Here is a 25,411-nt window from a genome sequence, read left to right as displayed (position 1 = left end):
CATCGGCATAGTGGACGGACCACAATGCCAGTCGTGGCAGAGGTTCTCGGGGGCGGTGCCGGTTCACGACTGCCCAGAAGCGCATCGCCATGCGCGGAATTGGACATGAAGGATGAGTTCGCCCCCGCCGATCCGTACCAAGCTGCTCAGGATCCTCCTGCTTCCGCTGGTCTCCATGATCGCCTTGTGGGGCTTCATCGCCTACTCGAGCGTGGACGAGATCGTCACGGTCTCCCAGGCACAGGACCGCTGGGAGGCCATCGGTTCGCCGGTGCACCAGCTGATCGTGGAGTTACAGAGGGAGCGGCAGCTCTCGGCCGAGGCGCCACGCGGCACGGCGAGGTACGCGCCGCTGAGCGCGCAGCGGCGGGCCACCGATGCCAAGGCCGAACGCCTGCGCCAGATCGTCGGATCCGTTGACGGGCAGGCGGGTGGAACCCCGGCCCAGGTGCACGCGCTGCTGCAGGCGCTCGACGGACTGCAGGCGCTGCGCGAGTCCGCCGACGGCGGCGTGCTCGCTCCGCCGGTGACGATGATCGACGCGTACAACAACCTGATCAGCGTCGCCAACAAGCAGTTCAACGACCGCGACGCGCTGAGCGACGTCTCGTCCTTCCGGTCGGTGCGCGGCATGGCGGCCTACAGCGCCACGGCCGAGTACCTGGGCCGCGAGCACGCCGTGCTCACCGCCACGTTGGTGCACCGGAGGATGACGCCGACCGACCGGGCTGCGTTCGTCGCCGCGTTCACCAGCCGCAGGCTCATCTTCGCCAACGCCGAGCGCGACATCGGCCCCGAACTGCGGGTGAACTACGACAAGCTGGTTGACGGCGGCCCATACCGGAGGCTGCTGGAGACAGAGGACCTGCTGTTCACGTGGGACACCAGCGGTGGCGCGCCGCCGGTGAACCCCTCCCAGTGGCGGAGCGACATCGACTCCCTCCTCGGTGCGATCAACCGCGACACCGAGACGGAGCTGGCCCGCACCACGGCGGAGTCCGACGCGCTGAAGACGGGCGCGTACTGGCGGATCGGGCTCGTCCTCGTCCTGGGCCTGGTGGCGGTGCTGGCGTCGGTGGCGCTGTCGTACCGGTTCGGCCGCTCGCTGATCGCCGAGCTCAGCCGTCTGCAGGGATCGGCGGTGGAACTGGCCGAGAAGCGGCTGCCCTGGCTGGTCGAGCGGCTGCGCCGCGGCGAGGACGTGGACCCGGCCACCGAGGCCCCCGACCTCGACTCCGCCGACACGGCCGAGGTCGACCGGGTGGTGCACGCGTTCTCCGCCGTACGCCGCACGGCGGTCGAGGCCGCGGTCGGCCAGGCGACCCTGCGCAAGGGCGTCGGCCAGGTCTTCCTCAACCTGGCCCGGCGCAACCAGGCGCTGCTCCACCGCCAGCTCGCGATGCTCGACACCATGGAGCGCCGGGTCGACGAGCCGGAGGTCCTGGAGGACCTGTTCAAGCTCGACCACCTGACCACCCGCATGCGGCGGCACGCCGAGAACCTGATCATCCTGTCCGGCTCCGTCCCCGCCCGCCGCTGGCGCGACCCGGTGCCGCTGTTCGACGTCGTACGCGCGGCAGTGCTGGAGGTCGAGGACTACACCCGCGTCACGGTCGTGCCGATGCCGAACGCCCCGCTCCTCGTCGGCGGCGCCGTCACCGACGTGATCCACCTGGTGGCCGAGCTGGTGGAGAACGCCACCGCCTTCTCCCCGCCCGACACGACCGTGCACGTCCGCAGCATGACGGCGGCCAACGGCTTCGCACTCGAGGTGGAGGACCGCGGCCTCGGCCTGACCCACGCCACCCTCCACGAGATCAACGCCAGGCTGGCCGACCCGCCGGAGTTCGACCTGGCCGACAGCGACCGGCTCGGCCTCTTCGTGGTGTCCAGGCTCGCGGCCCGGCACGGGATCAAGGTCTCGCTGCGCCCCTCGCCGTACGACGGGACCACCGCGATCGTGCTGCTGCCCGCCTCCCTGCTGGCCAACGTCCAGCCCTCGGCCGTGGCCCCGGCGGAGCACGTCGTCACCCGCACGAGCAGGCCCATGCGCGCGCTCGGCACGGCACCCGCCGAGGCCCGGGCCAACGGGACGGCCGTCACCGATTTCGAGCGCGGGACCTGGTTCGAGGCCCCCGCGCAGAGAACGGAGCCCATGACCGAGACCGCACCCCAGCCCGAGCCCGCTCACGAATCGGGGGGCGCCCCTGCGAACGGGTCGGGACATGGCCCTGCGAACGGGTGCGGCCCTGCGAACGGGTCGGGGTACGGCCCTGCGAACGGGTCAGGACATGGCCTTGCGAACGGGTCGGGGCCCGGGCCGGCGGCCGAGCCCGGCACCGGGCCGATCCCGACGCCGATGCCCGGCTCCGCCACGCCTTCCGACCAGCCAGGGGAGTGGAGCATCACGGACCTGGCACCGGCGGCGGACGAGGACCTCGACGGGCTGCCGATGCGGGTGCCGCAGACCAACATGGCTCCCCAGCTCCGTGCCGCCGCAAGGCGCGCGGACCAGCGCGCCACCTCGGCGCGCTCACCGGAGGAGCTCGCCCAGATCATGTCGTCCATGCAACGCGGCTGGCAGCAAGGTCGCCGCCAGGCCGAGCAGGGACGAGATTTGCGGAACCGAAAGGACGACCATCCCGATGCCTGACTCCAGAAGTGAACTGAGCTGGCTGCTCGACGACCTCACCCAGCGTGTTCCCGGTATCAGGCACGCCATCGTGCTGTCCGCGGACGGGCTGGCCATGGGCGGCTCCCGGGGCCTGACCAGGGAGGACGCCGAGCACCTGTCCGCCATCTCCGCCGGCAGCCACAGCCTCGCCATGGGCGCCGGACGGCATTTCGCCCTGGGCGGCGTGCGGCAGACGATCATCGAGATGGAGGGGGGCTTCCTGTTCGTCACCGCGGCCGGACAGGGCGCCCGGCTGGCCGTGCTCGCGTCGGGCGACGCCGAGCTGGGCATGGTCACGTACGAGATGGCCCTCCTGGTCAAGCGGGTCGGCGAGCACCTTTCCTCGCAGCCGAGGGGAGCGGCGCCGGCACCCGCCTGGAACGGCGCGAGACTGTGACCGGAGAGGATCCAGGGCCGCTGATCCGGCTCTTCGGGCTGACCGGGGGCCGGGCGCGTCCGCAGGGAGAGACGTTCGACCTGGTGGCCATCGTCTCGACAGTCGCCGGCGCCTACGAGCCCGCGGAACTGATCCCCGAGCACCGCGCCGTGCTGTCGGTGTGCCAGAAGCCCACACCCGTCGCGGATGTCGCGGCGCACCTCGGGCTGCCGCTCAACATCACCCGGGTGATCCTGGGCGATCTGCGGCGGGAGGGGCTTGTCACCATCGATCGTCCGCGCCCCGTGGCGCAGACGATCGACGAACGGATTTACAGGGAAGTTCTGCATGGACTACGCAGCCTCTGAGCCGGGGGCGACGGCGGTCGCCTCCGCCTTGGCCATCAAGATCCTCATCGCCGGTGGCTTCGGTGTCGGCAAGACGACCATGGTCGGCACGATCAGCGAGATCCGGCCCCTGCACACCGAGGAGTTGCTGAGCGAGCGGGGCATCGGGGTGGACGACACCTCAGGAGTGGAGTCCAAGACCACGACCACCGTCGCGCTGGACTTCGGCCGCATCACCATCCGCGAGGGGCTGTGGCTGTACCTGTTCGGCACCCCCGGGCAGGACCGCTTCTGGTTCATGTGGGACGAACTGGCCCTGGGCGCGCTCGGCGCCGTCGTGCTCGCCGACACCCGCCGCCTGGAGGACTGCTTCCCCGCGGTGGACTACTTCGAGCAGCGCGGCGTCCCGTTCGTGGTGGGCGTGAACTGCTTCGAGGGCGCCCGCCGCTACGACCCGGCCAAGGTGCGCCGGGCGCTCGCGCTCAACGAGCACATCCCGATCGTGCTGTGCGACGTGCGCGAGCGCGAGTCGGTCAAGGAAGTGCTCACGACGCTGGTCACGTACGCGGTGAAGGGCGTCTGACCGGGTCGCCGGTATTGCAAGAGGGGTCCAAGTGACTCCAAGACGTGCCGTGAAGCATGGTCCCCGCTCGATGAAGAGAAAGGGACCCCCGATCGGGGATGCCGGGCGTGGACCCCTGGCTTCAGCCATGGGGGTAAGCCCGGTGCGGGAGTGCCCGTCAGGGCGCGAGCGTGCATTGACGGGAACAGGCTGCGGCGGCCCATCCAGTGTGGGTATGGTGGGTCGTGGTCGAACACGCGTGTGATAACCAAGCTCGCGAGGGAGGCCAAGGCAGGATCTACTCACCGCCGGGAGGGCGGAGTCCGCGCAGCCCAGGCCGGGTGTGCGGGCTGGGGCGTGGAAACCCGTGCATGCGGGGCCGGAAGGTGAATCGTCAAGCAACAGCGTCGCGACCATGCGCGTAGCCGCACGGTTGGGACGGCTGGAATCCCCCGGATTCTTCCGTGGGGAGCGCTTCAAGAGAAGGACAGCTCTGCTGCTGGGCGCCGCGCTGCTCGGCAGCCTGCTGGCCGCCCCTCCTGCGCTCGCCGCTCCCGCCGCTCCCCGCCAAGCAGTCCGGCGCCTGCCCGGCGACGGTGACGTTCACGGGCACTATCCAGGTGTCGCGCACGCCCGCCAGGGTCGACTACCAGTGGATCGACAGCGGCGCGGGGGAGGGGCGGCCCGAGTCGCTCTTCTTCGCGGCGGGCGGGCCCCGCAGTCGGCAGGTCACGCTGCCGCTGGCCGTGGGCAGCTCCGGCGGCGGCTGGAAGGCCATCCGCATCCTCAACGCCGGCGGCCACGACTCGAGACGTGCCGCATACCAGGTGACCTGCGGGACCGAGCCGCAGCCCACCCCCACCCGCACGCCCACGCCCACTCCCACGCCGACGACGAGCCCGACGACGGAGCCGCCCGCGCAGAAGCCGGTGCCGCAGATCGTCGACGTCATCCCGGGCGACTACGAGGGCGCCTGCACGGAGCCCATCGCGTACCAGGCGACCGGTCGCATCTCGCTTCCGGCCGGTCCGGCGCGGAAGGTCACGTACTGGTGGATCCTCGACGGGTCCAAGTGGAAGGAGCAGGCCGTCGACTTCCCCGCCGGCGACCAGCCCCGCACGCGTGAGGTCTCCGCCGCCTGGAGCCTCGACTCCAGCAGGAACGGCACCCACACCCTCGGTCTCATGGCCGGAGGGGGCCCCGCCGAGCCGGCGGAGCGCACGTTCACCCTCGCCTGCGCCGACGAGGGCGGCGACGCCAAGCTGACCGTCGAGTACATGCTGACGTCCCACTTCCACGGCCGGTGCGACGGCCCGTTCAGCCTGCGGGCCGACGCGATGGTCACGACGGATCGCGAGGCGGAGGTCAAGTACCGGCTCGTCGTCGACGGCAAGCCGGGCACGCTCAGGACCGCCCAGCTCAAGCCGGGTGTCCGGAGCAGGATCGGCGATTTCTGGTACAGCAACGCCAAGTCGGGTGGCACCGGCGTGGTCCGCCTGGAGATCCTGAACCAGAACAGGCCCGCCAAGCAGGAGCCCTACAGCTGGGCGTGCGTGCCGGCCGAGCCCTCCCCGGGCACGGTGCAGATCACCCAGATCGAGCCCATGGGTTACTACGGGGACTGCGTGGCCGACCCGTACATGACCGCCTTCGGGGAGTTCAGGGCGGCGCCGGGGACGGAGGTCACCTACAAGTGGGTGATCGACGGCCAGGATCGGGAGACCTTCACCCACAAGATCCCGGAGAGCGGCGTCCTCGGCATCCAGGCGTGGAGCTGGAGCCGGTCGGCCAGGACCGACGGGACGGTCAGGATCGAGGTCCTGAACCACAACAAGCCCACGGCCCAGGCCGGCTATCCGGTGCGCTGCGAGCGCTGACCGGCCGCCCTGGGAGCGCTTCAGCCGGTACGCCAGCCGCCCGAGTCGAGCGCGCCGGCGGCCTGCGGCCCCATCAGCCCCAGGCCGCCGTCGACGAACACGGTCGTCCCGGTGACATAGGACGAGGACGGGCTCGCGAGGAAGGCCACGACCGCGGCCACCTCGCGGGCGTCCCCGGGCCGGGGGACGGGATAGCCGGGCCTGGTGCCGGGCTGCGGCGGCAGGTCCTCCTGCCCGGTCATCGGGGTGGCGATCTCGCCGGGCGCCACGGAGTTCACGGTGATGCCGTGCTCCGCCAGCTCCAGCGCCAGGACCCGGCTGAGCATGCGCAGTCCGCCCTTGGCCGCGCAGTACGGCCCCGCCCCCACCCTCGGGTACTCCTCGTGCACGCTGGTGACGTTGACGATGCGGCCGCCCCTGCCCGACGCGACCATGCGCCTGGCGGCCCGCTGCGCGCACAGGAACGCCCCGTCGAGGTCCACCGCCAGGACGGAGCGCCAGCGTTCGTAGCCCATCTCCAGCAGCGGCTCGCTTGTGCCGGTGCCGGCGTTGTTGACCAGCACGCCGACCCCGCCCAGCTCCTCGGCCAGCTCGTCGACGACCGCCGACGCCCGTTCGGGATCGGTCAGGTCGTGCCTGCGCACCGCCGGCACCTGGCCGAGACCGCGTACCTGGGCCGCCGTGTCCTCCGCGCCCTCGCGATCCCTGTGGTACGTGATGCCGACGTCGAAGCCCTGCTCGGCGAGGGCCACGGCGGTGGCCTTGCCGATGCCGGAGTCCGCCCCGGTGACGATCGCCACCTGGTCGTACGCGTCACTCATGATCTTCCCTCCGGGAAGGCCGATCCGGCGAAACCATGCCATTCGGTCACCACCACGGTGGCGTCGTCGTACAGCTTGCCGTCGTGGTAGTCGAGGATGCTCTTGACCAGCCGGCGCAGCGTCTCGGGGACGGGCAGGCTGGAGGTGCTGTGGCGGATGATGAAGTCCACGAACCGCGCGAGCCCGAACTCGTGACCCTGGGCGGCGCCGGCCTCGACGATGCCGTCGGTGTACAGCAGCAGCCGATCGCCCGGCTCCAGCTGCTCCTGGCAGACGGTGACGGGGAGGCCGAGGTCCAGGCCGAGAGGGTGGGCGGGCGGGCACGTCAACGTGGTGATCCAGCGGCCGCCGCGGATCAGCACCGGCAGCGGGTGGCCGCGGTTGATCCAGGTGAGCAGGCCGGTGCGCAGGTTCAGGTCGGCCATGACGGCGGTCACGAAACGGGTGCCGCGGCCGAACTCGCTGATCAGCACGCGTTCGATGGCGTGGCTGTTTTCGGTGAGGTCCATGTCCTGGCGGCGGTGGTTGCGGCTGGCGGCCATGGCCAGGTTGGCCGTCAGGCCCGCCGATACGTCGTGGCCCATCGCGTCGAAGACGGCGAGATGAAGGGTGTCGCCGTACAGGGCGTAGTCGAACACGTCGCCGCCCACCTCGTAGGCGGGCTCGATCACGGCGCCCAGGGTCACTTCCGGGGTGGCGAAGGTCAGTGCCGGAAGCAGTTGCCACTGCATCTCCGCGGCCACGTTCATGGGCCGCGAACGCACCAGGCGTTGGTACTCGTCGCTCTGCGAGCGCTGGCTGACGACCAGAAGCGCGACCAGACTGGCCAGGTGGACGGCGGCCGGTGGGACGTCGTCCGCGTCGCTGCGGACCCGCAGCAGTCCCAGCCGTTCGGTGCCGTCCAGCAGCGGGACCCACCAGTGGCGCTCGCCGTGCTCCCCGCTCTGCGGCAGGAAGCGTACCTCCTGGAAGGCCCGTCCCCCCAGGCTGCCGTCCACGCGCAGCTCCTCGGCGGGCTGGTCACGCGCGTCGGGGGAGCGCAGCCGGCGTAGCGTCATCTGCTGCAGGTCGGCGAGATAGATCGCCACCTCGCCGAGGCCGGCGTACGCACCGTACTCGGCGGCCAGCGCAGGCAGGCGCTCCAGCGTGCTCGTGTGGCTGGCCTCTAGCAGGGCGACCAGCATGCGCTCCGTTCCGCTGGATTCGGTCATTTCTGTCGAGCGATCTGCGGGTCAGGAGCGTCCCCGGCCGGTGATGGCGTCGCGGATGCGGTCCACGAGCCCGGTTCCCGGCGCCAGCAGCTTGTCGGCGGGCGGGGTGTCGGGCGCCAGGGGGTGCGGGCGGGTCGGCGCCAGCTTCTTGGCCGCCTCGACCTTGCCGCCCAGCTCGGTCAGCTGCTCAGGCGGGCAGGCCTGGCGCAGCCGGGGGAACAGGTCGTTCTCCTCCTCCCGGACGTGGTTCCTGATCTGGCTCATCAGGAGCTCCATGGTGGGCCAGAACTCCCTTTCGCCGGGCTCCAGCCCTTCCAGCCGCTTCATCGTCCGCTCGGCGTCGGCGTGCTCGGAGATCTCCTGGTCGGCCAGTTTGTCACCGCCGGGCACGTGCTCGCGCACGGCTGGATACAGGTACTGCTCCTCGGCGATCGAGTGCCTGACCAGCTCGATGACCACCTTTTCCGCCAGGGTCTTGGCCTGCTCGCCGATGCTGCCGATCATCTGCTCGAGTTCGCCGAACAACTGCTCGACCTCGCGATGATCGGTGACCAGGACCTCGATCACGTCCTCTTGCGTGGCCATGGCGGGCTCCCTCCGTCGGGCGGCCGTGCCGGTGTACGCCGGCGGGCCTCTCCTGCCCCGTGCCCGGTGACGGCCGCCGAAACGTGCTGGAGGGACGGTGCGCGCCAACTTCCCGTCAAGCCGTGGCCACCCATGGCAGGTCGCGGACCGACGGGTGCTGGCGGGTGGCCGGGCCGGACGCGCCGGCCTCGGCGGGCTCCCGGGGGCCGCGCTCACGGGACGGGTGGCGGTGGCCGTTGGCGCTCAGGAGCTGTTGCAGGTCCTCGTGCTGGACCGGGTGAACGGTGACGAGCAGATCGGCCAGGGCCGCGTTGACGTAGGCGATGGCCTGCGTCAGTTCCTCACGTTCGGCCGCGACCGCCGGGGCGTGGCCGAGCCGTCGGGTCAGCGTCCGCAGCCGCGTGCCGAACCGCGTGCACTCGCCGATGACGTACGTGGTCACTTCGGCGATGTCAGCCCTGTCCGGTGTCTCCATCCAGTCACGTTAGGCGGATCCCTGCGACGGGCTCACAAGGCGCGCAGGGCGGCGGTGAGAACTTGACCATCAGCCGTAAATCGTTTGAAACCGGGCGGGCAGCCCGCCACGATCAAGTATGACGGTGACACGGGAACTGCACGCCTACTACGAGCAGGACAGAGAGCACGCCCGGCTTCGCGAAGGGCGCAACCGGCTGGAGTTCTGGCGCACGCAGGACGTGCTGCGCCGCACGCTGCCGCCGCCACCCGCCCGGGTGCTGGACGTGGGCGGCGGCCCCGGTGCACACGCCGAGTGGCTGAGCGCCGACGGCTACGAGGTCGAGTTGCTGGACCCGATCCCGCTCCACGTGGCGCGCGCCGGGGAGCTGACCGGGGTGAGCGCGCGGCTGGGCGACGCGCGGCGGCTGCCGGTGCCAGACGCGAGCGTGGACGCGGTCCTGCTGCTCGGCCCGCTCTACCATCTGCAGGAGCGGGCCGACCGGGTGCGGGCCCTGGCGGAGGCCCGTCGTGCCGTACGGCCCGGCGGCCTGGTGGCGGCCGCGACCATCAGCCGCTACGCGGCCGTGCACGACACGATCTACACGGGTGCTTACCTGGACGAACGGCAGCGGCAGGCCGCACAGGCGTCCATGGCGGACGGCATCATGCTCTCTCCCGCGCGGGGTTTCACCGGCTACTTCCACGACCCGGAGGAGGTTCCCGGGGAGTTCGCCGACGCCGGATTCGCCGAGGTCGAGCGGTACGGGCTGCAGGGGGCGTTCGGGCTGTACGGCGACGTCGACGACTGGCTCGACGACCCGGAACGCCGGGCGCTCCTGCTCGAGGCCCAGCGCTCGATGGAATCCGTGCCGTCGCTTCTCGGAGTCAGCAACCACATGCTCACCGTCTCGCGGCGGGACCGGTGACCAGGGGCCTGCCTCGTCAGTCGACGGAGCCGTACGAGGGCTTGCCGGCCCACTCGTAGGTGACTTGACGTGCTCCTCCACATGGATGTGGAGGGTTCCTGCGCTGCTTATGCAGCAGCTCGCAGCGCGGGTGCGGGCGAGACTGTGGGACAGGATGCTTGACGCTTCACAGGCCCCGGTATCCCGGAGTCTCCACGTCCTGTGACCGCCCGTCCGGCGGCAGAGTTGTACCGATGAAGCTGGTTTCGGGCGGCGTTGGTATCGGCGTTGCCGGTCCATCCGCACGCCAGGTTCTTGCACGCGAACCGGGACTGCGTTTCGCGTGATCCTGCAGTGGTGGTGTGGCAGCGGTGGCACTCTTGGCTGGTGCCGTACGGGCTGACCTTGGCGACCAGACCGCCACGGTCAGCGCTCTTGTAGGTCAGGAACTCGACCGTTCGGCCCCACGCCTCGCTCGCGATCGAGCGGTTCAGGCCCCGTTTCTGGGCGACGTTGACGCCCGGCTCCTGCACGGTCCCGCACGCCGAGGCCGTCATGGCGGTGATGTTCAGGTCTTCGACCACGATCGCGCTGAATCGCCGCGCGAGATCGGTCGTGCTCTGATGCTGCCAGTCGACGGCTCGGCGCTTGGCTGTCGCGCGGAGCCGGGCGATCTGGTCGTTGGTGCGGCGTTCCCGGTTGGATCCCGGGTCGCCCTTCTTACGGGTGGCACGCTGACGGGCGCTTTTGCGCTCCAGACGCAACAGCCGCTCATTCTCCCCGCTGGTGAGCCACGGACCGTGCCGAAGGTGTTGACCGTTGGACAGGGCCAGGGGGACTGTGATGCCCCGGTCCATGCCGACCTTCGGCCCGGTGTGCGGGACGGGGGCGGATACGAGCAGCTCGGTACGGAAGACGATGTGCCACCCGTAGGCGTCTTTCACCAGGCGAGCACCGGTGACCCTCCCGGAGGGTCCGCCTTTGGTGAGGCCGGGCAGGTCTTTTGTCCAACGAAACTTCACCCGCCCGACCTTGGGCAGGTTCACCGCGCCCCACCTGCGGTTGATTCGGCTGATCTGCAAGTCGCGGGCCTGAGGGATGTCCACGGCCATCCGGGACCGCAGGCGTGCCTTGAACGTCGGGCGCCCGGCGGGGTGGTCGGGGTTGAAGAAGTTCGCCCACGCCTGCCGGTAGGTCTTCAGTACGGCCTGCGCGGCCTGGGCGGGCAGCTGCCCCATCCAGTCGATCTCGCGGCGGGCTTGGCGAATCGCCGCGTCGCATTCCTTCAGTGACGGCAACCGGCCCTGGTGGAAGGTCGTGAACTCGTGGAGCAGGTTCCACAAGGCGCGCGCGGTGTGGGCTTGACCGTCCACAACGGCCGCCTGGGCCGGACTGAGGTCGAGTCGCGCCGTGTGCGCACGAGTTCGCTTCACCTTCTCCACGCACGGATCATATCGTTTGGTTTATGTCACCGCGTTGTAATTCGAACCCTCGATGCGAAAGGTAATGATATGTCGTCTATATCCGTCATGCCCATTTGGTGTTTGTGACAAAGTACCGGCGTGGAGCGTTCACCGACGAAATGCTGATCCGCTGCGAAGAACTGCGCGGTATGCGCCGACTTCGAGGTCGAACTGCGCGAGTTCAAGGGCGAGCACGACCACGTCCGCCTGCTGGTTCACTACCCGCCCAAGGTCGCCCTGTCCAAACTCGTCAGCTCGCTGAAGGGAGTCTCGGCCCGTATGCTGCGCAAGGAATACAGCGCACGCGTCGGCACATTCCTGTGGGGCGGACATTTCTGGTCTGGTTCCTACTTCGCGGGTTCGTGGGCGGGGCCCCACTCACCGTGCTCAGTCGGCCCGCCCTCGCGCCATGCGGCACGAGGGCGGATCCATACCCTGAGCGACCGTCACTTCTTGAAGGCGCCCTTGACCTTCTTGCCGGCGTCCTTGATCTTCTCGCCGGCCTGCTTCATGCTGCCCTTGGTCTGCTCGGCGCGCCCCCTGGACTGCATCCGTTCGTCGTCGGTGGCGTCCCCGACGTTCTTCTTCGCCCGACCCTTGAGCTCCTCCGCCTTGTGGCGGAGCTTGTCCTTGGCGCTCATGTCCATGCCTTTCTGGTCGTATCCCCCCGGAAGCTCCGGACGCACTCCCACTTTCCGAACAGAAGGGACAGAAACCCCGCTTCACGAGGGACGCCGTCATCGCCGGGCGTGCAGGGCGTCCAGGAGAAGTTCGGTCATCCGGCCCGCCGGGCGGTCGCTGTCGCGGGCGTGGCGCTCCATGGCGAGCGCGCCCGACAGCAGGGCCCGCAGATCGGAGAGGCCGATGTCGGTGCGGACGGTGCCGTCGCGCTGGGCGGCGGCCAGGAGAGTGCCGAAGGCGGCCCAGATGTCCTGCCGGCTGCTTTCGTCGGGCGGCTTGACGGGCGACCCCGCGGCCTCCAGCGCGTCGCACAGCGCCTTGTTGAGCATGGCCTGATCGACCAGGCGGGTCAGGAACGCGGTGAACGCCTCTCCGGGTCGCTCGGCCGCCGACAGCGCGCGGGCCTCCTCGGCGAACTGCTCGATCCGCTCGTGGATCACGGCCTCGAACAGCGCCTCCTTCGTGGGGAAGTGCCGGTAGACCGTTCCGGCGCCGACGCCCGCGCGCCGGGCGATCTCGTCCAGCGGCACCGCCATGCCCTCGGCCGAGAACACGGCCTCGGCGGCTTGCAGCACGCGGGCGCGGTTGCGGCGGGCGTCCGCGCGCAGCGGTCTGTCCGGCGTCATCGGGGGAGTCCTCCATTCAGGTAGACAAGCGGGGCGTGCGTTCCGTATTGTCGGCCACACAACCGGGGCGCTCGTTCCGATTCTATTCCGGTTCCTTTCTCAGAGGAGATTCGCCTTGTCCGAGAACCTCCATGCCGTTATCGAGCATCTGCGTCAAGCCCTGGCGCGAAGGGACGCCGACGCCTTCGCCGCCGTGTTCGCCGACGACGCCGTCTACGAGCTGCGGTTCGGCATGCCCGGGCAGCCGCGCCGGTTCGAAGGCGCGCAGGTCATCCGTGAGCACATGAAGCAGGGTGCCTCCCGTGGCATCGCGCAGATGCTGCGTTTCGACGACGTCCGTGCCACCGTCTACGAGAGCACCGACCCGGAGGTGGCCGTCGTCGAGTTCGAGCCCACCGGGAGCGTGCGCGACAGCGGCGCGCCGTTCCGGTTCGTCTCCTCCCTCGGGGTGATCCGCGTCCGCGACGGCGCCGTGGTCTCCTACCTCGACTATCCCAACGCCGTGGGCGCCGCAGAAGCCGTCGGCCTGCTGCCCGAACTGGCGGCGATGCTCGCCGCCGGCGCTCCCGCCGCTTCCGTCCCTTCCGGGGCGCCCACCGCCAAGGAGGTCGTCGCGCGGCTGATCGAGGCCTCGGTGGCCAACGACCACGCCGCGCTGGTGGCCCTGTACGCGCCGGACGTCGTCATCGAGATCCCGTTCGCGCCGCCCGGCGTGCCTACCCGCTCGGCAGGCAGCGATCGCCTGCGCGACAGGCTCGAGGCGGTGGCCGGTCTCCGGCGCTTCGAGCGCGCGGAAGCGGTCAACCTGCTGGAGACCGCCGACCCGGACGTGGTGGTGGCCGAGTACACCCTGCACGGGTCCATCACTGCCACGGGCAAGCCGTTCTCCAGCACGTACGTCATGATCATCACAGTCCGGGACGGGCTCATCGTGCACTCGCGCGACTACGGCAACCCCTTGTCGTCCCTCAGTTCACCGGCGTGAGCGGGGCGCCCCCGGTGAGCACGGCGGCCGCGTTGGCCACCGACAGGCCGCACATGCGCTCGCGCGTCGCCGTCCCCGCGCTGCCGATGTGCGGCGTGAGCACGGTGTTGGGGAGCTTGGCCAGCTCGGGATCGACCCGCGGCTCGCCCTCGAACACGTCCAGCCCGGCTGCGGCGAGCGCCCCCGACCGCAGCGCCTCGATCAGGGCCTGCTCGTCGACGATGCCGCCCCTCGCGGTGTTGACCAGGACCGCGGTGGGCTTCATGCGGCGCAGCGCGGCCGCGTCGATGAGGTGGCGGGTCTCGGGCGTCAGCGGGCAGTGCAGGGTCACCACGTCGCTGCGCTCGAGGAGCTCCGGCAGCGCGACGAACTCGACGCCGCGGCGGTCCTCGTCCGTGAGCGGCGAGGACGTGGGCGTGGCCAGCACGGACATGTCGAACGCCCGCGCGCGACGGGCCACCGCCCGCCCGATCCGGCCGTACCCGACCACGCCGAGGGTCGCGCCCGCGCTGAGGTCGGTGCCGAGCATCATCCGCGGCCCCCAGATCCAGGGAGTCCCTTCGCGGATCAGCCGGTCGCCGTCGAGCACGCGGCGGGAGGCGGCGAGGATCAGCGCGAAGGTCAGGTCGGCCGTCGCGCCGTCCAGGACCCCGGGGGTGTTGGTCACCCGGACGCCCCGCGCGGTGGCCGCGGCCACGTCGATGTTGTCGTAGCCGACGGCCGTGTTGGCGACGACGCGCAGGCCGGGCCCCGCGGCGTCGAGCACCTCCGCGTCGATCCGCTCGGTCAGCGTGCACACCACCGCTCCCGCGCCTGCCACGTCGCGCAGCAGCGTGGCCCGGTCGGGCGGCTCCTCCCCGCCGACGACCACGGGACGGTTGAGCTCGCGGACCTTCGCCATGGCGGCGTCGGTCAGCGTGCGGGTGACGTAGATGTGGTTGTCCATCTGCCCTTCTCCGTCGATGGGATGCCGCCGGCCCCCACTACTATGCCGCGACCGTCCGCGGCGGGAGGCGGCGGGATCGGGTCGGAGCCCCGTCTCACCGGGCCGGCACCCGCTCCTGATCGTCCGTGACGCCGTAGGCGGTCGCGCGGAACAGGAAGGAGGCCCAGGAGCGGTAGGGCCGCCAGGCGTCGGCCAGCTTCCGGTACGCGGCCGGGGGCGCGTCCTCGGGCAGGCCGTACGCCTCGCGCAGGATGGCGAACAGCCGCGGTTCGTCGCCGGGGAACGCGTCAGGGGCGCCCGCGCCGCGGATCAGGATCAGGCCCGCGGAGAACGGCCCGACGCCCGGCAGGGCGCGCAGCTCGGCGAGGGCGTCCTGCGGGTCGAGCGCGCGCAGGTGCTCGGAGGTGAGCACGCCGTCGAGCGCGGCCTGGGCGAGACCCCGCAGCCACTCCTCCTTCTGCGCGGGCAGGCCGAGGCCGCCGGCCTCCAGCAGCGTCACGGGCGGGGGGAAGGCCGCGTACGTCCGCCCGTCCAGGGTGACCTGCGCGCCGTAGCGGTCGGCGATGCGCTGCTTGATCCGGGAGGCGATGAGCATCGAGGAGCGCTGCACGATCACGGCCCAGCACGCGGCCTCCCACGGGCTCCAGAAGCAGACCGGGCGCAGGCCGGGGGAGCGCCGCTGCACGTCGCCGAGGACCGGGTCGGTCTCGCCGAGCGCGGCGAAGCCCGTGCCGTCGACGTCGAGGGAGAGGATGCGTGCCACCTCACCCCGAATGCCCGGACCGGCCGGACGGGTGGTGGCGACGTCCACGCCACCCGGCGCGGCGCTCACCCGCGCGCCGATCGGCAGCCAGTCGGACTCGGCGCAGTAGGCGAAGCGCAGCGCCCGCCCGTCGGACGGCAGCGCGCTGGTGGCCGGCCAGTCCTCGACGAAGCGGAGCGAGGCGCCGAAGTCGAACGGGCCCTCGGCGGTGAGAGTGAAGCCGTGCGTGGTCATGCGCGGCATGCTACGGGGCCGCGCCGACAGATCGCCTCCGCCGCTGCCGTGGTGAATGTGCTGGATGCGGGGGTAGGGGGCGAACGATCGCACTCGGGAAGACCGGAAGGAAGGGGAAGACCATGAGCCGCATCGGGGAGTGGCTGAAGAAGGCCGAGAACCTGGCCAGAGGACACTCCAAGCAGGCGGACCAGCTGCTCGACCGGGCCGAGCAGATCGCCAAGGAGCGCACCGGCCACAAGTACGACGAGCAGATCTCGAAGGGCGCCGACGCGGTGCAGCGCCGCTACGGCGGCGGCCAGGGCGAGAGCGGCGGCCAGGGCGAGAGCGGCGTCCGTGGCGAGCATGGCGTTCGTGGCGAGAGCGGCGGTCAGGAAGGGGGGAGGCGCGAGGGCGGGTACTGAGCCCCGCTCACCTGCCCTCGGCGAAGGTCAGGTAGCGCTCGGCCGAGCGGCGGACGGCCTCCGTGCCGTCCGTGTACACGACGCGCTTCCACCAGCCCCCGTAAACCCTCTCGAACTCGTACGGCTCCAGCAGGTCCAGGGCACGGCGCACGACGTGCGGACGTTCGGGGATGAAGTTGGGGTAGCTGTACATGAAGCTCACCCAGCGCCGGTCCTGGACGACCGTGAGGATGTCTCCCGAGAACAGCGCGTTCTTGGCCGACGAGTGCAGCACCTGGCCGCCCTCGAAGTGCACACCCGCGTTGATCAAGGTGAGGTCCTCGGACAGCCGGTGCGTGTCGCCCTCCCAGAAGACCACCGCGTCGTCCGGCCTGGCCACCCACTGCCTGTCGGAGGCATGGATGTACACGGGGGCGTCGAAGGCCCGGGCCCACTCGATCATGGAGCCGTAGAAGTGCGGGTGGCTGATGGCGATGGCTGTCAGCCCGCCCAGCTCCTTGACCTGCGCGACCAGGTCGTCGTCCACGTACGAGACCATGTCCCAGAGCACGTTGCCCTCGGGTGTGCGGACGAGCAGGGCACGCTGGCCGATCGCCGTGGGCGGGGAGGTGCCGATGCCGATCACGTCCGGGCCCTCCTCCTCGACCCGGCCCCGATGACCCTCGGCTGCCAGGCCCGCCATGGTGGTCCACTGCTGGCCGTCCCAGCCGACGTACTGGCGTTCGTCCTCGCAGATCGGGCAGTCGGGGCGCGGCTCACCGTACTGGACGCCGCAGGTGCGGCAGATGGGCAGATCCGAGGCGGGCATGCGGGCAGCATATGACCTTGAACGCTCCGATACGGTGATCGCATGGTCAGAGGCGGGTTGCTGGTCGCGGGGACCACGTCCGACGCGGGCAAGAGTGTGGTGACCGCCGGCATCTGCCGGTGGCTGGCCCGCAGGGGTGTGCGCGTCGCGCCCTTCAAGGCCCAGAACATGTCGCTCAACTCGTACGTCACCGCGGAGGGCGCCGAGATCGGCCGCGCGCAGGCGATGCAGGCGCAGGCCGCCTACCTGGAGCCGGCGGCCGACATGAACCCCGTCCTCCTCAAACCGGGCAGCGACCGCCGCAGCCAGGTCGTCCTCATGGGCAGCCCGGTGGCGGACGTGGACGCGATGGAGTACGGCGCGCTCAAGGACCTCCTCCGCACCACCGCCCTGGAGGCGCTGGAGCGGCTCAGGAAGCGGTACGACGTGGTGGTCTGCGAGGGCGCGGGCAGCCCCGCCGAGATCAACCTGCGTCGCGGCGACCTCGCCAACATGGGCCTGGCCAGGGCCGCGAACCTGCCCGTGATCGTGGTCGGCGACATCGACAGGGGAGGGGTGTTCGCCGCGTTCTACGGCACGGTGGGTCTGCTGGACGCCGATGACCAATCCCACATTTCCGGATTTGTCGTCAACAAGTTCCGCGGTGCCCGCGAGCTCCTCGAGCCCGGGCTCGACATGCTCAGGCGGCTGACGGGCCGCGAGGTCTACGGTGTCCTGCCCTGGCTCGACGGGCTCTGGCTGGACGTCGAGGACTCGCTGGCCCTGGACGGGCGCAGGGTCGCGGTGCGCGAGCCGTACGGCAGGCAGACCCTCCGGGTGGCGGTCGTGCGGCTGCCGCGGATCTCGAACTTCACCGACGTGGACGCCCTGGCCGCCGAGCCGGGGGTCGTGGTGCGCTTCGTGACCGACCCGGTCGAGCTGGACGACGCCGACCTGGTGGTGCTGCCGGGCTCCCGGGCCACGGTCAGCGACCTGGCGTGGCTGCGCGAGCGGGGCCTGGCGGCGGCGATCACGGCCCGTGTGGGGCCCGTGCTGGGGATCTGCGGCGGGTTCCAGATGCTCGGGCGGGAGATCGTGGACGAGGTGGAGTCGGGGGAGGGGAAGGTCGAGGGGCTGGGCAGGCTGCCGGTACGCGTCGAGTTCGCGAAGGAGAAGCGGCTCGGGCGGCCGGAAGGCACGGCATACGGGGAGCCGGTGCGCGCGTACGAGATCCACCACGGGGTGGCCTCGGTGGACGGGGGCGAGCCGTTCCTCGACGGCTGCCGTGACGGGAACGTCTGGGGCACCACCTGGCACGGCGCCCTGGAGAACGACGGCTTCCGCCGGGCCTTCCTGGCCGACGTGGCCGCGCGGGCCGGGCGCGACTTCGTGCCGGCTCCGGACACGGACTTCGCGGGGCTCAGGGAGGAGCGGCTCGACGCGCTCGGCGACCTGGTGGAGCGGCACCTCGACACGGACGCGCTGCTCCGCCTCATCGAGCACGGCCCGCAGGACGTCCCGTTCCTGCCCCCGGGAGCGCGGGCCGCTTTGGACGCCTGACAAAGTGATCGCCGAAGGCACGGCATTCCGCCGGCGGTGTCGCTGACCGGCGGGAACCGTGACGACGTCACCCAGCTCATACCTCTGATCGAGGCCATCCCGACGGTACGTGGCTCGTTCCCCCTCCAAGGGGCCCTCACCGACGAGCGGAGCGCACCGGGTCGCTAGCCCGGGCCGGGTGCCGGGTGGTCGGCAGGGGCGCGGGCCCGGCGCTGGGCGTCGATCCAGGCGTCGATCTGCTCCCAGTGGTCGTACAGCCACCGCACCCGCTCATCCCGCTCACGCGGCACCTCGGCAGCCGGCACCCGCCACCATTTGGCGGTGATGTGAGCGCTGACGGGCAGCTTGCGCCAGACGTCCCCCAACGTGATGAGGTCGTCGAGCCCGGTGTGCGCGACGAAGATGACGTCCGCCGTCGGGCACGCCTCGAGGGCCGTGATGGCGCCCTTCGGCCGGGGCGGCAGCAGGTGGTCCATGCCGCGCGCCCGCTCCGCCTCCTCGGCCAGCCCCTTCTCCTCCAGACGCCGGATGGCCAGCCGGCGGCGGCGCGGGGTGAAGTTGCCGCCCTCGGGGAAGATCACCAGGGCGTCCTGGTCTCCCATCGTGGCGGCGAGGCGGCGGATCTCCTCGACGACCCGCTGCTGTCCTGACTCGCGGGGGACGAACGCGTTCGGCAGCCGGTTGATCACCACGTCCAGCGAGGGGTCGTACTGGAGTGCGGCCTTCATGACGATGCGCGGCCGCCGCCCATAGATCGCTAGAAGGTGATAAATCAGCAAAAAAGAGTCGCCGGGCCCCGCGTGCCGCGCCAGCACGATCACCGGCCGAGTCAGCCGGGCGGCCCGCTCCTCGGCGGTCGGCTCGGGCTCCTGGATCTCCAGGGTCAGCTGGAAGATCCGCACCGCCGCCGCGTACACCTCGGACAGGAACCACCTGATCAGCGCGTAGTGCCGCTCCTGGCGCCGGGCCCCGCCCGCCACCCACAGCCACAGGCAGGCGATCAGCACGGCCGACTCCAGCGTCAGCCACGCCGTGCCGAACCAGACGAACCTCAGCCCCCTGCGCTGCGGCGGCGGCAGGCGCAGCGAGGCGGCCGCCGTGACGACGAGCCAGAACGGCAGCGTCACCAGCATGAACACGGTCATGACGATGACGAGAGGTGCCAGCACGAGCCGGCGCAGGATACGCGGTGGGAGCACTGTGGCCTCCCCGGAACGGTCTACCCTTCATCCTCCTCTGTTCCGCAGATAGTGCGAAGAGGCGAGGTAGGCCCGCTCGATGCAGGCGGAGATCTGCGAGACGTCGCGGTAGCGCAGCGTGGACAGCGGCTCGGTCACGCCGGCGGGGAGCACGTGCACCTCCACCCCCGGCGGCAGGCTGGACATGTCCTCGGCGAACCGGTGCCTGCGCGCGATCTCGAACGCCACCATGCCCACCTCCCAGAACCGTCTGGGCGGCGCCAGCGGCCGTTCGATCCGGCCGACGTGCAGGACGAAGACGCGCTTGGCTCCGAGGCGTACGGCCCGCCCGACGGGGATGCTGTGCACCAGCCCTCCGTCGTAGAAGTGCTCGCCGCCGATCACGACGGGCGGCAGCAGCCCGGGCACCGCGCACGACGCCAGCACCGCGTCCACCAGCGGCCCCTCCGCGAACCAGTGGGCCGCGGCCCGCTCGACCGAGGCCGCCACGCACTGGAAGGGCACCTCCAGCTCCTCGATCCGGGAAACCGGCACGGTCTCGCTCAGGACCTCGCGCAACGGCCCGATCGAGTGCAGATGGGTGCCGGTCTTGGCCAGCGTGGACAGCCGGGCCACCCAGGAGCCGGTGAACGCCGTACGTACGACGTCGGAGCGCCACAGCGACACCAGCCGGGCGACCGCCTCGGAAGGGGCGGCGGCGATGACCGCCCCGTTCAGCGCGCCGACCGAGGTGCCCACCACGAGGTCGGGGCCGATGCCGGCCTCGTCGAGGGCCTGCAGCATGCCCACCTCGTGCGCGCCGAGCACACCCCCGCCACCGAGCACGTACGCCGTCTCCACGCACTCCACCCTCTCGTTGCCGCGTCCCGGAAGCAAAGCCATCCGCACGCCGCCTTTCACCGGAGAGCGGCGTGGGACCGGCGGGGCTTCAGTCCGGAACGGCGGGCTTCAGTCCGGCACGGCGGGCTTCAGTCCGTCCGGGCTTCAGTCCGTCACGGCGAGGCGGATGCCGAAGCCGACGATGACCACGCCGGTCAGGCGGTCGAGGACGCGCCGCACGGTGGGCGTGCGCAGGAAGCCGCTCATCAACGACGCGAACCCGATCAGCACCGCGCTCCACAGCAGCCCCTCGGCCACGTGCACGCCGGCCAGCAGCAGCCCCATGGCCGCGTGCGGCGCCCCCTCCGGGATGAACTGCGGCAGCACGGCCACGTAGAACGCCCCGACCTTGGGGTTGAGCAGGTTCGTGACCAGCCCCCGGGTGAACCCGCCCATGAACCGCACCGCCTGCTCCGGCTCGTCGTGCGCCGCCTGCCTGGCCAGGATCATGCGCAGGCCCATCCACACCAGGTACGCCACCCCGGCCCAGCGCAGGATCTCATAGCCGAGCCGGGAGGCGGACAGGAGCGCCGACAGCCCCGCCGCGGTGACCACGCCCCAGGTGAGCGTGCCGACCTGGATGCCCAGTGTCACGCCCCAGGCCGGCCGCCTGCCCGCCAGCACCGACGTACGCAGGATGAGCGCCGTGTCGAGGCCGGGGGTGAGCGTGAGCAGGGCCACTACGGCGGCGAACGACCAGACTGATCCTGCGATGTCCATGCGGTCAGGGTATGAGGAGGAGTTTCCCGGTCGTACGGCGGGCTGCCAGGTCCTCGTGCGCCTGCCGCGCCTCGGCCAGCGGGTAGCGGTGGGAGACGTTGATGGTGAGCCGGCCGGCCGCGATCCACCCGAACAGGTCGGAGGCGCGCTGGAGCAGCTCGGCGCGCTCGACTATGTAGTGGACGAGCGAGGGCCTGGTGAGGAAGACCGAGCCGTGCTTGTTGAGGAGCTGGGGATCGAACGGGGGTACGGGGCCGCTCGCGGCGCCGTACAGGGCCATGAGGCCGCGCGGCCGCAGCGCCTCCAGCCCGCCTTCGAACGTGGCCTTCCCGACGCCGTCGTACACGACGTCGATCGTGTTGCGCAGCGTCGCCGCGAAGTCGTCGTACCGCAGCACCTCGTCGGCCCCGGCCTCCCGGGCCAGCTTCTCCTTCTCGGCGGTGGAGACGGTGGTGTAGACCTTGGCGCCCTTGAGCTTGGCGAGCTGGATGAGCAGCTGCCCCATGCCGCCGGCTCCGGCGTGGACGAGCACATTCTCCCCGGCCCGCACCTCGTGGGTGGAGTGGGTGAGGTAGTGGGCCGTCATCCCCTGGAGCATCGCCGCCGCCGCCACGTCCGCCGGGACGCCGTCGGGCACGGGCACCGCCCGATCGGCGGGGATGACGGCCTTCTCGGCGTAGCTGCCCAGGATGTTGACCCAGGCCACGGTGTCGCCCACGGCCACCCCTTCCACCCCGGGGCCGACCGCGGAGACCGTGCCCGCGCCTTCGGAGCCGATAGGAGTGGGCACATCGAGCGGGTACGTGCCGGAGCGGTGGTAGATGTCGATGAAGTTGACACCGCTGGCCGCGACGTCGACCACGATTTCCCCTGCGCCGGGGACCGGGTCCGGCCGCTCGACGTATTCGAGAACCTCTGGGCCGCCCTGGGCGGAGACGATGATGGCATGCATACCTTTAGTCAACTCCCCGCCCCCCGGTTCATTCCCACCCCGGGTAACCTCGCCTCGCATCACCCGTGCCGGGCCAGGGCGCCCGCCTCCAGGGCGACCCAGATCGCCCCGTCGGGCCCGATCGTCAGCCCATGAGGCTCGGCCTTCCTTTCTTCCCCGAGCTCGGCCGGCAGAGGCTGGAGCGGGTGCTCTTCGATGGCGCCGTCGGTGGTGATGCGGCCGAGGCGGTCGACGGCCCATTCGGTGAACCAGAGGGCGCCGTCGGGGCCGGTGATGATCGCGTGCGGTCGCGCGGCCCGGTCGGGAAGCGGGTATTCGGTGATTTTTCCGGAAACGTCGATCCGGCCCACCTGGCCCGCGCCGATCTCCACGAACCAGAGCGCCCCGTCCGGCCCCAGCGTGATCCCCACCGGGGCGGCGCCCTCTGTCGGGAGCGGATGAACGGTGACCTGCCCCGTCAGGGAGACGCGCCCGATGGCGTTGCCCTGGTTGATCGTGAACCAGAGCGCGTCGTCCGGCCCGGCGGTGATGAAGGCGGGCATCCCGCCCTCCACCGGCACCTCGAACTCCGCCCGCTCCCCACCGGGCCCGATGCGCCCGATCCTGCCGCTCTGCATCTGGGTGAACCACATGGCCCCGTCCGGCCCCGCGGCGATGCCGTACGGCGAGTCGGCCTCGTAGGAGGTCACCTCCCCGTCGGCGGTGATCCGGCAGACCCGGCCGCCCTTCCCCTCCGTGAACCACATCGCCCCGTCGGCTCCCGGCGTGATCACGCTCGGCTGCCCGTCCGCCGGATCGAGCTGATGGATCACGGGCTCCTGGCCGGGCGACACCCTGCCGACACGCCCCTCGTGGGCGAGCGTGAACCAGAGCGCCCCGTCCGGGCCGGCGGCGATGCCGTACGGCGAGCCCCCGTCGATCAGGGTGAACCTGTGCGGCCCTTCGCCGGCCGGTCTGGTGCGACTCATATCATGGACCTCCAATCGCAACTGTTGTAGCTTTAGCCTCCCACGGGGATGGACGTTAACGCAACTGGAGTAGTTTTTGGAATCGAACAAGCGACCTGGAGGACGGAGCGCGCGGGTGCGCGACGCCGTGCGCCAGGCCACGCTCGCCGAGCTGGCCGAGCACGGATACCGGGGCCTGACCGTGGAGAACGTGGCCGAGCGCTCAGGCGTGCACAAGACGACCGTCTACCGGCGCTGGGGCAGCGTCGCGGGGCTGATCTCCGACGCGCTCGAGCTGGCCAGGGACGAGCCGTGGCCCGTTCCCGACACCGGCTCGATCGAGGGCGACCTGCGGGGCATCGTCCAGCTCGTACGGAGCGGGTTCGACGATCCGGAGCTGGGGCCGGTCTCGTCGGCGTTCGTGTCGGCGGCCGTGCAGGACCCCGACGCGGCACGGGCGCTGCACGACTTCTTCGTGGCCCGCCACGAGCAGTCGGCCGAGGTCGTGCGGCGCGCGATCGGGCGCGGCGAGCTCCCCGACATCGTCGACGTCAGGGAGGTGATCAGGGTCGCGGTCGCACCCGTCTACTACCGGTTGTTCGTGGCGCACGAGCCGGTGACCGAGCGCGACGCCGACCGCGCCGCGGACGCGGCCCTGGCCGCCGCCCGTGCGGGGGTCCTCTAGGGCTCCTTCCGGCCGCGCAGCTCGAAGTCGTCGAACGCCGTCTTCAGCATGGAGGTCCCGTCCTTGGGCGTACGGGCGAACAGCCCCACGTACCCGTTGCCGAGCCCGTTCGGGTCGTCCACCTGGTGGACCCGCCGGTCGTTCACCCACATCGTCAGCCGCACGGCGGACCCGGCCTGCTCGCACGACGCCACCAGCCTGGCCTTGCCGGGCAGCCCGTCGACCTGCACGGGCTGGGCCAGCGTGCCGCCCGCCCCGTCCACGATCCGCCGGATCCTGGCCTTCCCCGTCGTGTCGAGGGCGAACTCGTAGTACGTGTCGTCATCGTCGGCGTTGTGGCAGTACACGCCGTACTCGCCGGTGCCGGCGTGCTTCTTGACCTCGGCGGTGACGGCGACGACGACGGATGAGGGCAGCATCGGCGTGGGCGTGGCCGAGGGGTCGGGCGTGCCGGTCGGCTTGGCGATGAGGAATGGTATGGGGGCCTTCGCCCACCGCTCCTCGGAGCCATCCTCCACATCCAGCCCGTACGTCCCGTCCGTCCGGTATCCGTAGCTGGAGGACGCGTCAGGGTCGTAGGTGCCGTTCCAGCCGCCGGAGGTCTGCGTGAAGTCCTCGCGGTAGAGCACGCCCAGGTCGTCGGGCGGCCCGCCGGGCGCGAACACCGCCCACGCGGCCACGGACCCGGCCACGAGCACCGCCGCGGCCGCCGCGAGCCCGGCGATCAGCTTGGCGCGGCCGCCCTTGGACGGCTGCTGGACGGACGTGTACGCCGCCGTGGCCTGCTGCCAGGTCACCTGCGCGGTCTGCGCCGCCTGCTCGGGCGCGGCCGACCGCCCGACGAGGTGGTCGAGCAGCTGCTGCGCGGTGGGCCGCATGGCCGGGTCCTTGCGCAGCGCCGCCCTGACCAGCTCGCGCAGGCCTGGCTCGACCTCGTCGAGGGTCGGCTCGGTGTTGAGCACCTGGTAGACGATCGCGGGCAGCGTGTCGCCGCCGAACGGCGCCCGCCCGCTCGCGGCGAACGCGACCAGGCATCCCCACGAGAACACGTCGCAGGCCGGGGAGACCGGCTCGCCCCGCAGCACCTCGGGAGCCATGTAGCGGGGCGTTCCGACCAGCTCGCCGGTGCCCGTGACGCCGCCGAGCGTGTCGAGCGCCCGCGCGATGCCGAAGTCGATCACGCGTGGTCCCACGGGCGACAGCAGCACGTTCGACGGCTTGAGGTCCCGGTGCACGACCCCGGCTCCGTGGATGGCGGTCAGGGCGGTGGCCACGCTGACGGCCAGCGCGTCGAGACTGGAGCCGCGCAGGGGGCCGGACTGGAGCACGGCGGCTTCGAGGTTCGGCCCGGGGACGTATTCGGTGACGACGTAGAGCTGGTCGCCGTCGAGGGCGGCCTCGATCACCGCGGCCGTGCAGAACCTGCGCACCCTGCGGGCGGCGTCCGCCTCCCTGCGGAAGCGCATGCGGAACTGCTCGTGCTGGGTCAGCTCCGGGTTGATCACTTTGACGGCGACCCGCTGCCCAGCGGGGTCCTCGGCGAGATGGACCGTGCCCATGCCGCCGCGCCCCAGCACGCTGACTAATCTGTAGCGCCCGATGTGGGAGGTTTCGCCGCTCACGCCGCGCAAGCTTACCGATACGCCGCGAGCCACGCAGGTGGACGTGTACGCCCCTGTACGAGGGAAGAAGCCGGGGTGGCGACCCCGGCGCACGACTTGCGCGGGACGCCTTAAGAACATATGTTCGACCTATAAGCACACCCG

The 25,411-nt window shown here is 71.2% G+C and carries 26 protein-coding genes and 2 pseudogenes; 12 read left to right on the top strand and 16 right to left on the bottom strand.

The features are described from left to right. Window positions 1–112 precede the first annotated feature (112 nt). From ABD830_RS21325 to ABD830_RS21305, 5 genes are all read left to right on the top strand, one after another. Entirely contained in the window at window positions 113–2,653 is a 2,541-nt protein-coding gene (locus ABD830_RS21325) for a sensor histidine kinase (RefSeq protein ID WP_344989925.1), read from the top strand. Continuing rightward, window positions 2,646–3,071, top strand: coding sequence for a roadblock/LC7 domain-containing protein (locus tag ABD830_RS21320; RefSeq protein WP_344989923.1), 426 nt, complete (start codon window positions 2,646–2,648; stop codon window positions 3,069–3,071). The genes ABD830_RS21325 and ABD830_RS21320 overlap by 8 nt, the downstream gene beginning before the upstream one ends. Next, window positions 3,068–3,418, top strand: a complete 351-nt coding sequence (locus ABD830_RS21315) for a DUF742 domain-containing protein (RefSeq protein ID WP_344989920.1) — start codon at window positions 3,068–3,070, stop codon at window positions 3,416–3,418. Before ABD830_RS21320 ends, ABD830_RS21315 begins: the two co-directional genes overlap by 4 nt. After that, window positions 3,399–3,980: a GTP-binding protein gene (locus ABD830_RS21310; RefSeq protein WP_344989918.1), complete on the top strand. Its 582-nt coding sequence runs from the start codon at window positions 3,399–3,401 to the stop codon at window positions 3,978–3,980. The genes ABD830_RS21315 and ABD830_RS21310 overlap by 20 nt, the downstream gene beginning before the upstream one ends. Window positions 3,981–4,423: 443 nt before the next feature. Beyond that, the gene (locus tag ABD830_RS21305) at window positions 4,424–5,836 is read left to right on the top strand and encodes a hypothetical protein (RefSeq protein ID WP_344989915.1); all 1,413 of its coding nucleotides are present in this window, start codon (window positions 4,424–4,426) and stop codon (window positions 5,834–5,836) included. A gap of 20 nt (window positions 5,837–5,856) precedes the next feature. Here the strand turns inward: ABD830_RS21305 and ABD830_RS21300 are convergent, their stop codons facing one another. The 4 genes from ABD830_RS21300 to ABD830_RS21285 form a co-directional block, all read right to left on the bottom strand. After that, the gene (locus ABD830_RS21300; protein WP_344989913.1) at window positions 5,857–6,657 is read right to left on the bottom strand and encodes an SDR family oxidoreductase; all 801 of its coding nucleotides are present in this window, start codon (window positions 6,655–6,657) and stop codon (window positions 5,857–5,859) included. Next, window positions 6,654–7,868, bottom strand: coding sequence for a PP2C family protein-serine/threonine phosphatase (locus ABD830_RS21295; protein WP_344989910.1), 1,215 nt, complete (start codon window positions 7,866–7,868; stop codon window positions 6,654–6,656). Before ABD830_RS21295 ends, ABD830_RS21300 begins: the two co-directional genes overlap by 4 nt. Window positions 7,869–7,889: 21 nt before the next feature. Further along, complete coding sequence (locus ABD830_RS21290; protein ID WP_344989908.1) at window positions 7,890–8,453, bottom strand: hemerythrin domain-containing protein; 564 nt, start codon at window positions 8,451–8,453, stop codon at window positions 7,890–7,892. A gap of 115 nt (window positions 8,454–8,568) precedes the next feature. Next, window positions 8,569–8,928 (bottom strand): hypothetical protein, encoded by a 360-nt coding sequence (locus ABD830_RS21285; protein WP_344989905.1) that lies wholly within the window; start codon window positions 8,926–8,928, stop codon window positions 8,569–8,571. A 118-nt stretch (window positions 8,929–9,046) separates the two neighbouring features. On the opposite strand from ABD830_RS21285, the gene ABD830_RS21280 reads away from it, so the two are divergent. Beyond that, window positions 9,047–9,835 carry a class I SAM-dependent methyltransferase gene (locus tag ABD830_RS21280; protein ID WP_344989900.1) on the top strand — a complete coding sequence of 263 codons (789 nt, stop codon included), beginning with the start codon at window positions 9,047–9,049 and terminating at the stop codon, window positions 9,833–9,835. A gap of 107 nt (window positions 9,836–9,942) precedes the next feature. Here the strand turns inward: ABD830_RS21280 and ABD830_RS21275 are convergent, their stop codons facing one another. Continuing rightward, a complete protein-coding gene (locus tag ABD830_RS21275) occupies window positions 9,943–11,256 on the bottom strand; it encodes an RNA-guided endonuclease InsQ/TnpB family protein (RefSeq protein ID WP_344989897.1) in 1,314 nt (437 codons plus the stop codon). Between the two features lie 80 nt (window positions 11,257–11,336). On the opposite strand from ABD830_RS21275, the pseudogene tnpA reads away from it, so the two are divergent. Beyond that, a pseudogene (tnpA, locus tag ABD830_RS21270) lies at window positions 11,337–11,640 on the top strand (IS200/IS605 family transposase); the annotation flags it as partial. Window positions 11,641–11,723: 83 nt separating this feature from the next. On the opposite strand, the gene ABD830_RS21265 reads toward tnpA, so the two are convergent. Together ABD830_RS21265 and ABD830_RS21260 are read right to left on the bottom strand one after the other, a co-directional pair. Continuing rightward, on the bottom strand, window positions 11,724–11,918 hold the full coding sequence (locus tag ABD830_RS21265) for a CsbD family protein (protein WP_344989896.1): 195 nt from the start codon (window positions 11,916–11,918) through the stop codon (window positions 11,724–11,726). Window positions 11,919–12,014: 96 nt separating this feature from the next. After that, window positions 12,015–12,584: a TetR/AcrR family transcriptional regulator gene (locus ABD830_RS21260; protein WP_344989893.1), complete on the bottom strand. Its 570-nt coding sequence runs from the start codon at window positions 12,582–12,584 to the stop codon at window positions 12,015–12,017. Between the two features lie 115 nt (window positions 12,585–12,699). Here ABD830_RS21260 and ABD830_RS21255 point away from each other — a divergent pair, with 115 nt between their 5' ends. Continuing rightward, window positions 12,700–13,569 carry a nuclear transport factor 2 family protein gene (locus tag ABD830_RS21255; protein ID WP_344989891.1) on the top strand — a complete coding sequence of 290 codons (870 nt, stop codon included), beginning with the start codon at window positions 12,700–12,702 and terminating at the stop codon, window positions 13,567–13,569. Here the strand turns inward: ABD830_RS21255 and ABD830_RS21250 are convergent. Next, on the bottom strand, window positions 13,553–14,515 hold the full coding sequence (locus ABD830_RS21250; RefSeq protein ID WP_344989888.1) for a 2-hydroxyacid dehydrogenase: 963 nt from the start codon (window positions 14,513–14,515) through the stop codon (window positions 13,553–13,555). The two genes, ABD830_RS21255 and ABD830_RS21250, sit on opposite strands and share 17 nt — an antisense overlap. A gap of 94 nt (window positions 14,516–14,609) precedes the next feature. Further along, window positions 14,610–15,512: a DNA-3-methyladenine glycosylase family protein gene (locus ABD830_RS21245; RefSeq protein WP_344989886.1), complete on the bottom strand. Its 903-nt coding sequence runs from the start codon at window positions 15,510–15,512 to the stop codon at window positions 14,610–14,612. A gap of 122 nt (window positions 15,513–15,634) precedes the next feature. On the opposite strand from ABD830_RS21245, the gene ABD830_RS21240 reads away from it, so the two are divergent. Continuing rightward, window positions 15,635–15,916 (top strand): antitoxin, encoded by a 282-nt coding sequence (locus tag ABD830_RS21240; RefSeq protein ID WP_344989883.1) that lies wholly within the window; start codon window positions 15,635–15,637, stop codon window positions 15,914–15,916. A gap of 7 nt (window positions 15,917–15,923) precedes the next feature. On the opposite strand, the gene ABD830_RS21235 is transcribed toward ABD830_RS21240, so the two are convergent. Further along, complete coding sequence (locus tag ABD830_RS21235; protein ID WP_344989880.1) at window positions 15,924–16,724, bottom strand: MBL fold metallo-hydrolase; 801 nt, start codon at window positions 16,722–16,724, stop codon at window positions 15,924–15,926. Window positions 16,725–16,766: 42 nt separating this feature from the next. Here ABD830_RS21235 and ABD830_RS21230 point away from each other — a divergent pair, with 42 nt between their 5' ends. Then, window positions 16,767–18,263: a cobyric acid synthase gene (locus tag ABD830_RS21230; protein WP_344989878.1), complete on the top strand. Its 1,497-nt coding sequence runs from the start codon at window positions 16,767–16,769 to the stop codon at window positions 18,261–18,263. A 21-nt stretch (window positions 18,264–18,284) separates the two neighbouring features. Beyond that, window positions 18,285–18,377, top strand: a pseudogene (locus tag ABD830_RS21225) (IS5/IS1182 family transposase); the annotation flags it as partial. 50 nt (window positions 18,378–18,427) lie between these two features. Here the strand turns inward: ABD830_RS21225 and ABD830_RS21220 are convergent. The 5 genes from ABD830_RS21220 to ABD830_RS21200 form a co-directional block, all read right to left on the bottom strand. Then, a complete protein-coding gene (locus ABD830_RS21220) occupies window positions 18,428–19,462 on the bottom strand; it encodes a 1-acyl-sn-glycerol-3-phosphate acyltransferase (protein ID WP_344989875.1) in 1,035 nt (344 codons plus the stop codon). Between the two features lie 27 nt (window positions 19,463–19,489). Continuing rightward, complete coding sequence (locus ABD830_RS21215; RefSeq protein WP_344989872.1) at window positions 19,490–20,344, bottom strand: patatin-like phospholipase family protein; 855 nt, start codon at window positions 20,342–20,344, stop codon at window positions 19,490–19,492. A 102-nt stretch (window positions 20,345–20,446) separates the two neighbouring features. Beyond that, window positions 20,447–21,061, bottom strand: coding sequence for a LysE family translocator (locus ABD830_RS21210; RefSeq protein WP_344989869.1), 615 nt, complete (start codon window positions 21,059–21,061; stop codon window positions 20,447–20,449). 4 nt (window positions 21,062–21,065) lie between these two features. After that, entirely contained in the window at window positions 21,066–22,013 is a 948-nt protein-coding gene (locus ABD830_RS21205) for a quinone oxidoreductase family protein (protein ID WP_344989866.1), read from the bottom strand. 59 nt (window positions 22,014–22,072) lie between these two features. Next, a complete protein-coding gene (locus ABD830_RS21200; protein WP_344989864.1) occupies window positions 22,073–22,981 on the bottom strand; it encodes a Vgb family protein in 909 nt (302 codons plus the stop codon). Between the two features lie 115 nt (window positions 22,982–23,096). Here ABD830_RS21200 and ABD830_RS21195 point away from each other — a divergent pair, with 115 nt between their 5' ends. Next, entirely contained in the window at window positions 23,097–23,645 is a 549-nt protein-coding gene (locus ABD830_RS21195) for a TetR/AcrR family transcriptional regulator (protein ID WP_344989861.1), read from the top strand. On the opposite strand, the gene ABD830_RS21190 is transcribed toward ABD830_RS21195, so the two are convergent. Next, window positions 23,642–25,267: a serine/threonine-protein kinase gene (locus tag ABD830_RS21190; RefSeq protein ID WP_344989858.1), complete on the bottom strand. Its 1,626-nt coding sequence runs from the start codon at window positions 25,265–25,267 to the stop codon at window positions 23,642–23,644. The genes ABD830_RS21195 and ABD830_RS21190 overlap by 4 nt on opposite strands. Between the last annotated feature and the right edge of the window lie 144 nt (window positions 25,268–25,411).

Origin of the sequence: Nonomuraea helvata (assembly GCF_039535785.1) — a bacterium.
In the GTDB taxonomy this organism is placed as follows: domain Bacteria; phylum Actinomycetota; class Actinomycetes; order Streptosporangiales; family Streptosporangiaceae; genus Nonomuraea; species Nonomuraea helvata.
Note: the sequence above shows the minus strand (reverse complement) of the source record. Positions and strands in the feature narration are given on the sequence as shown.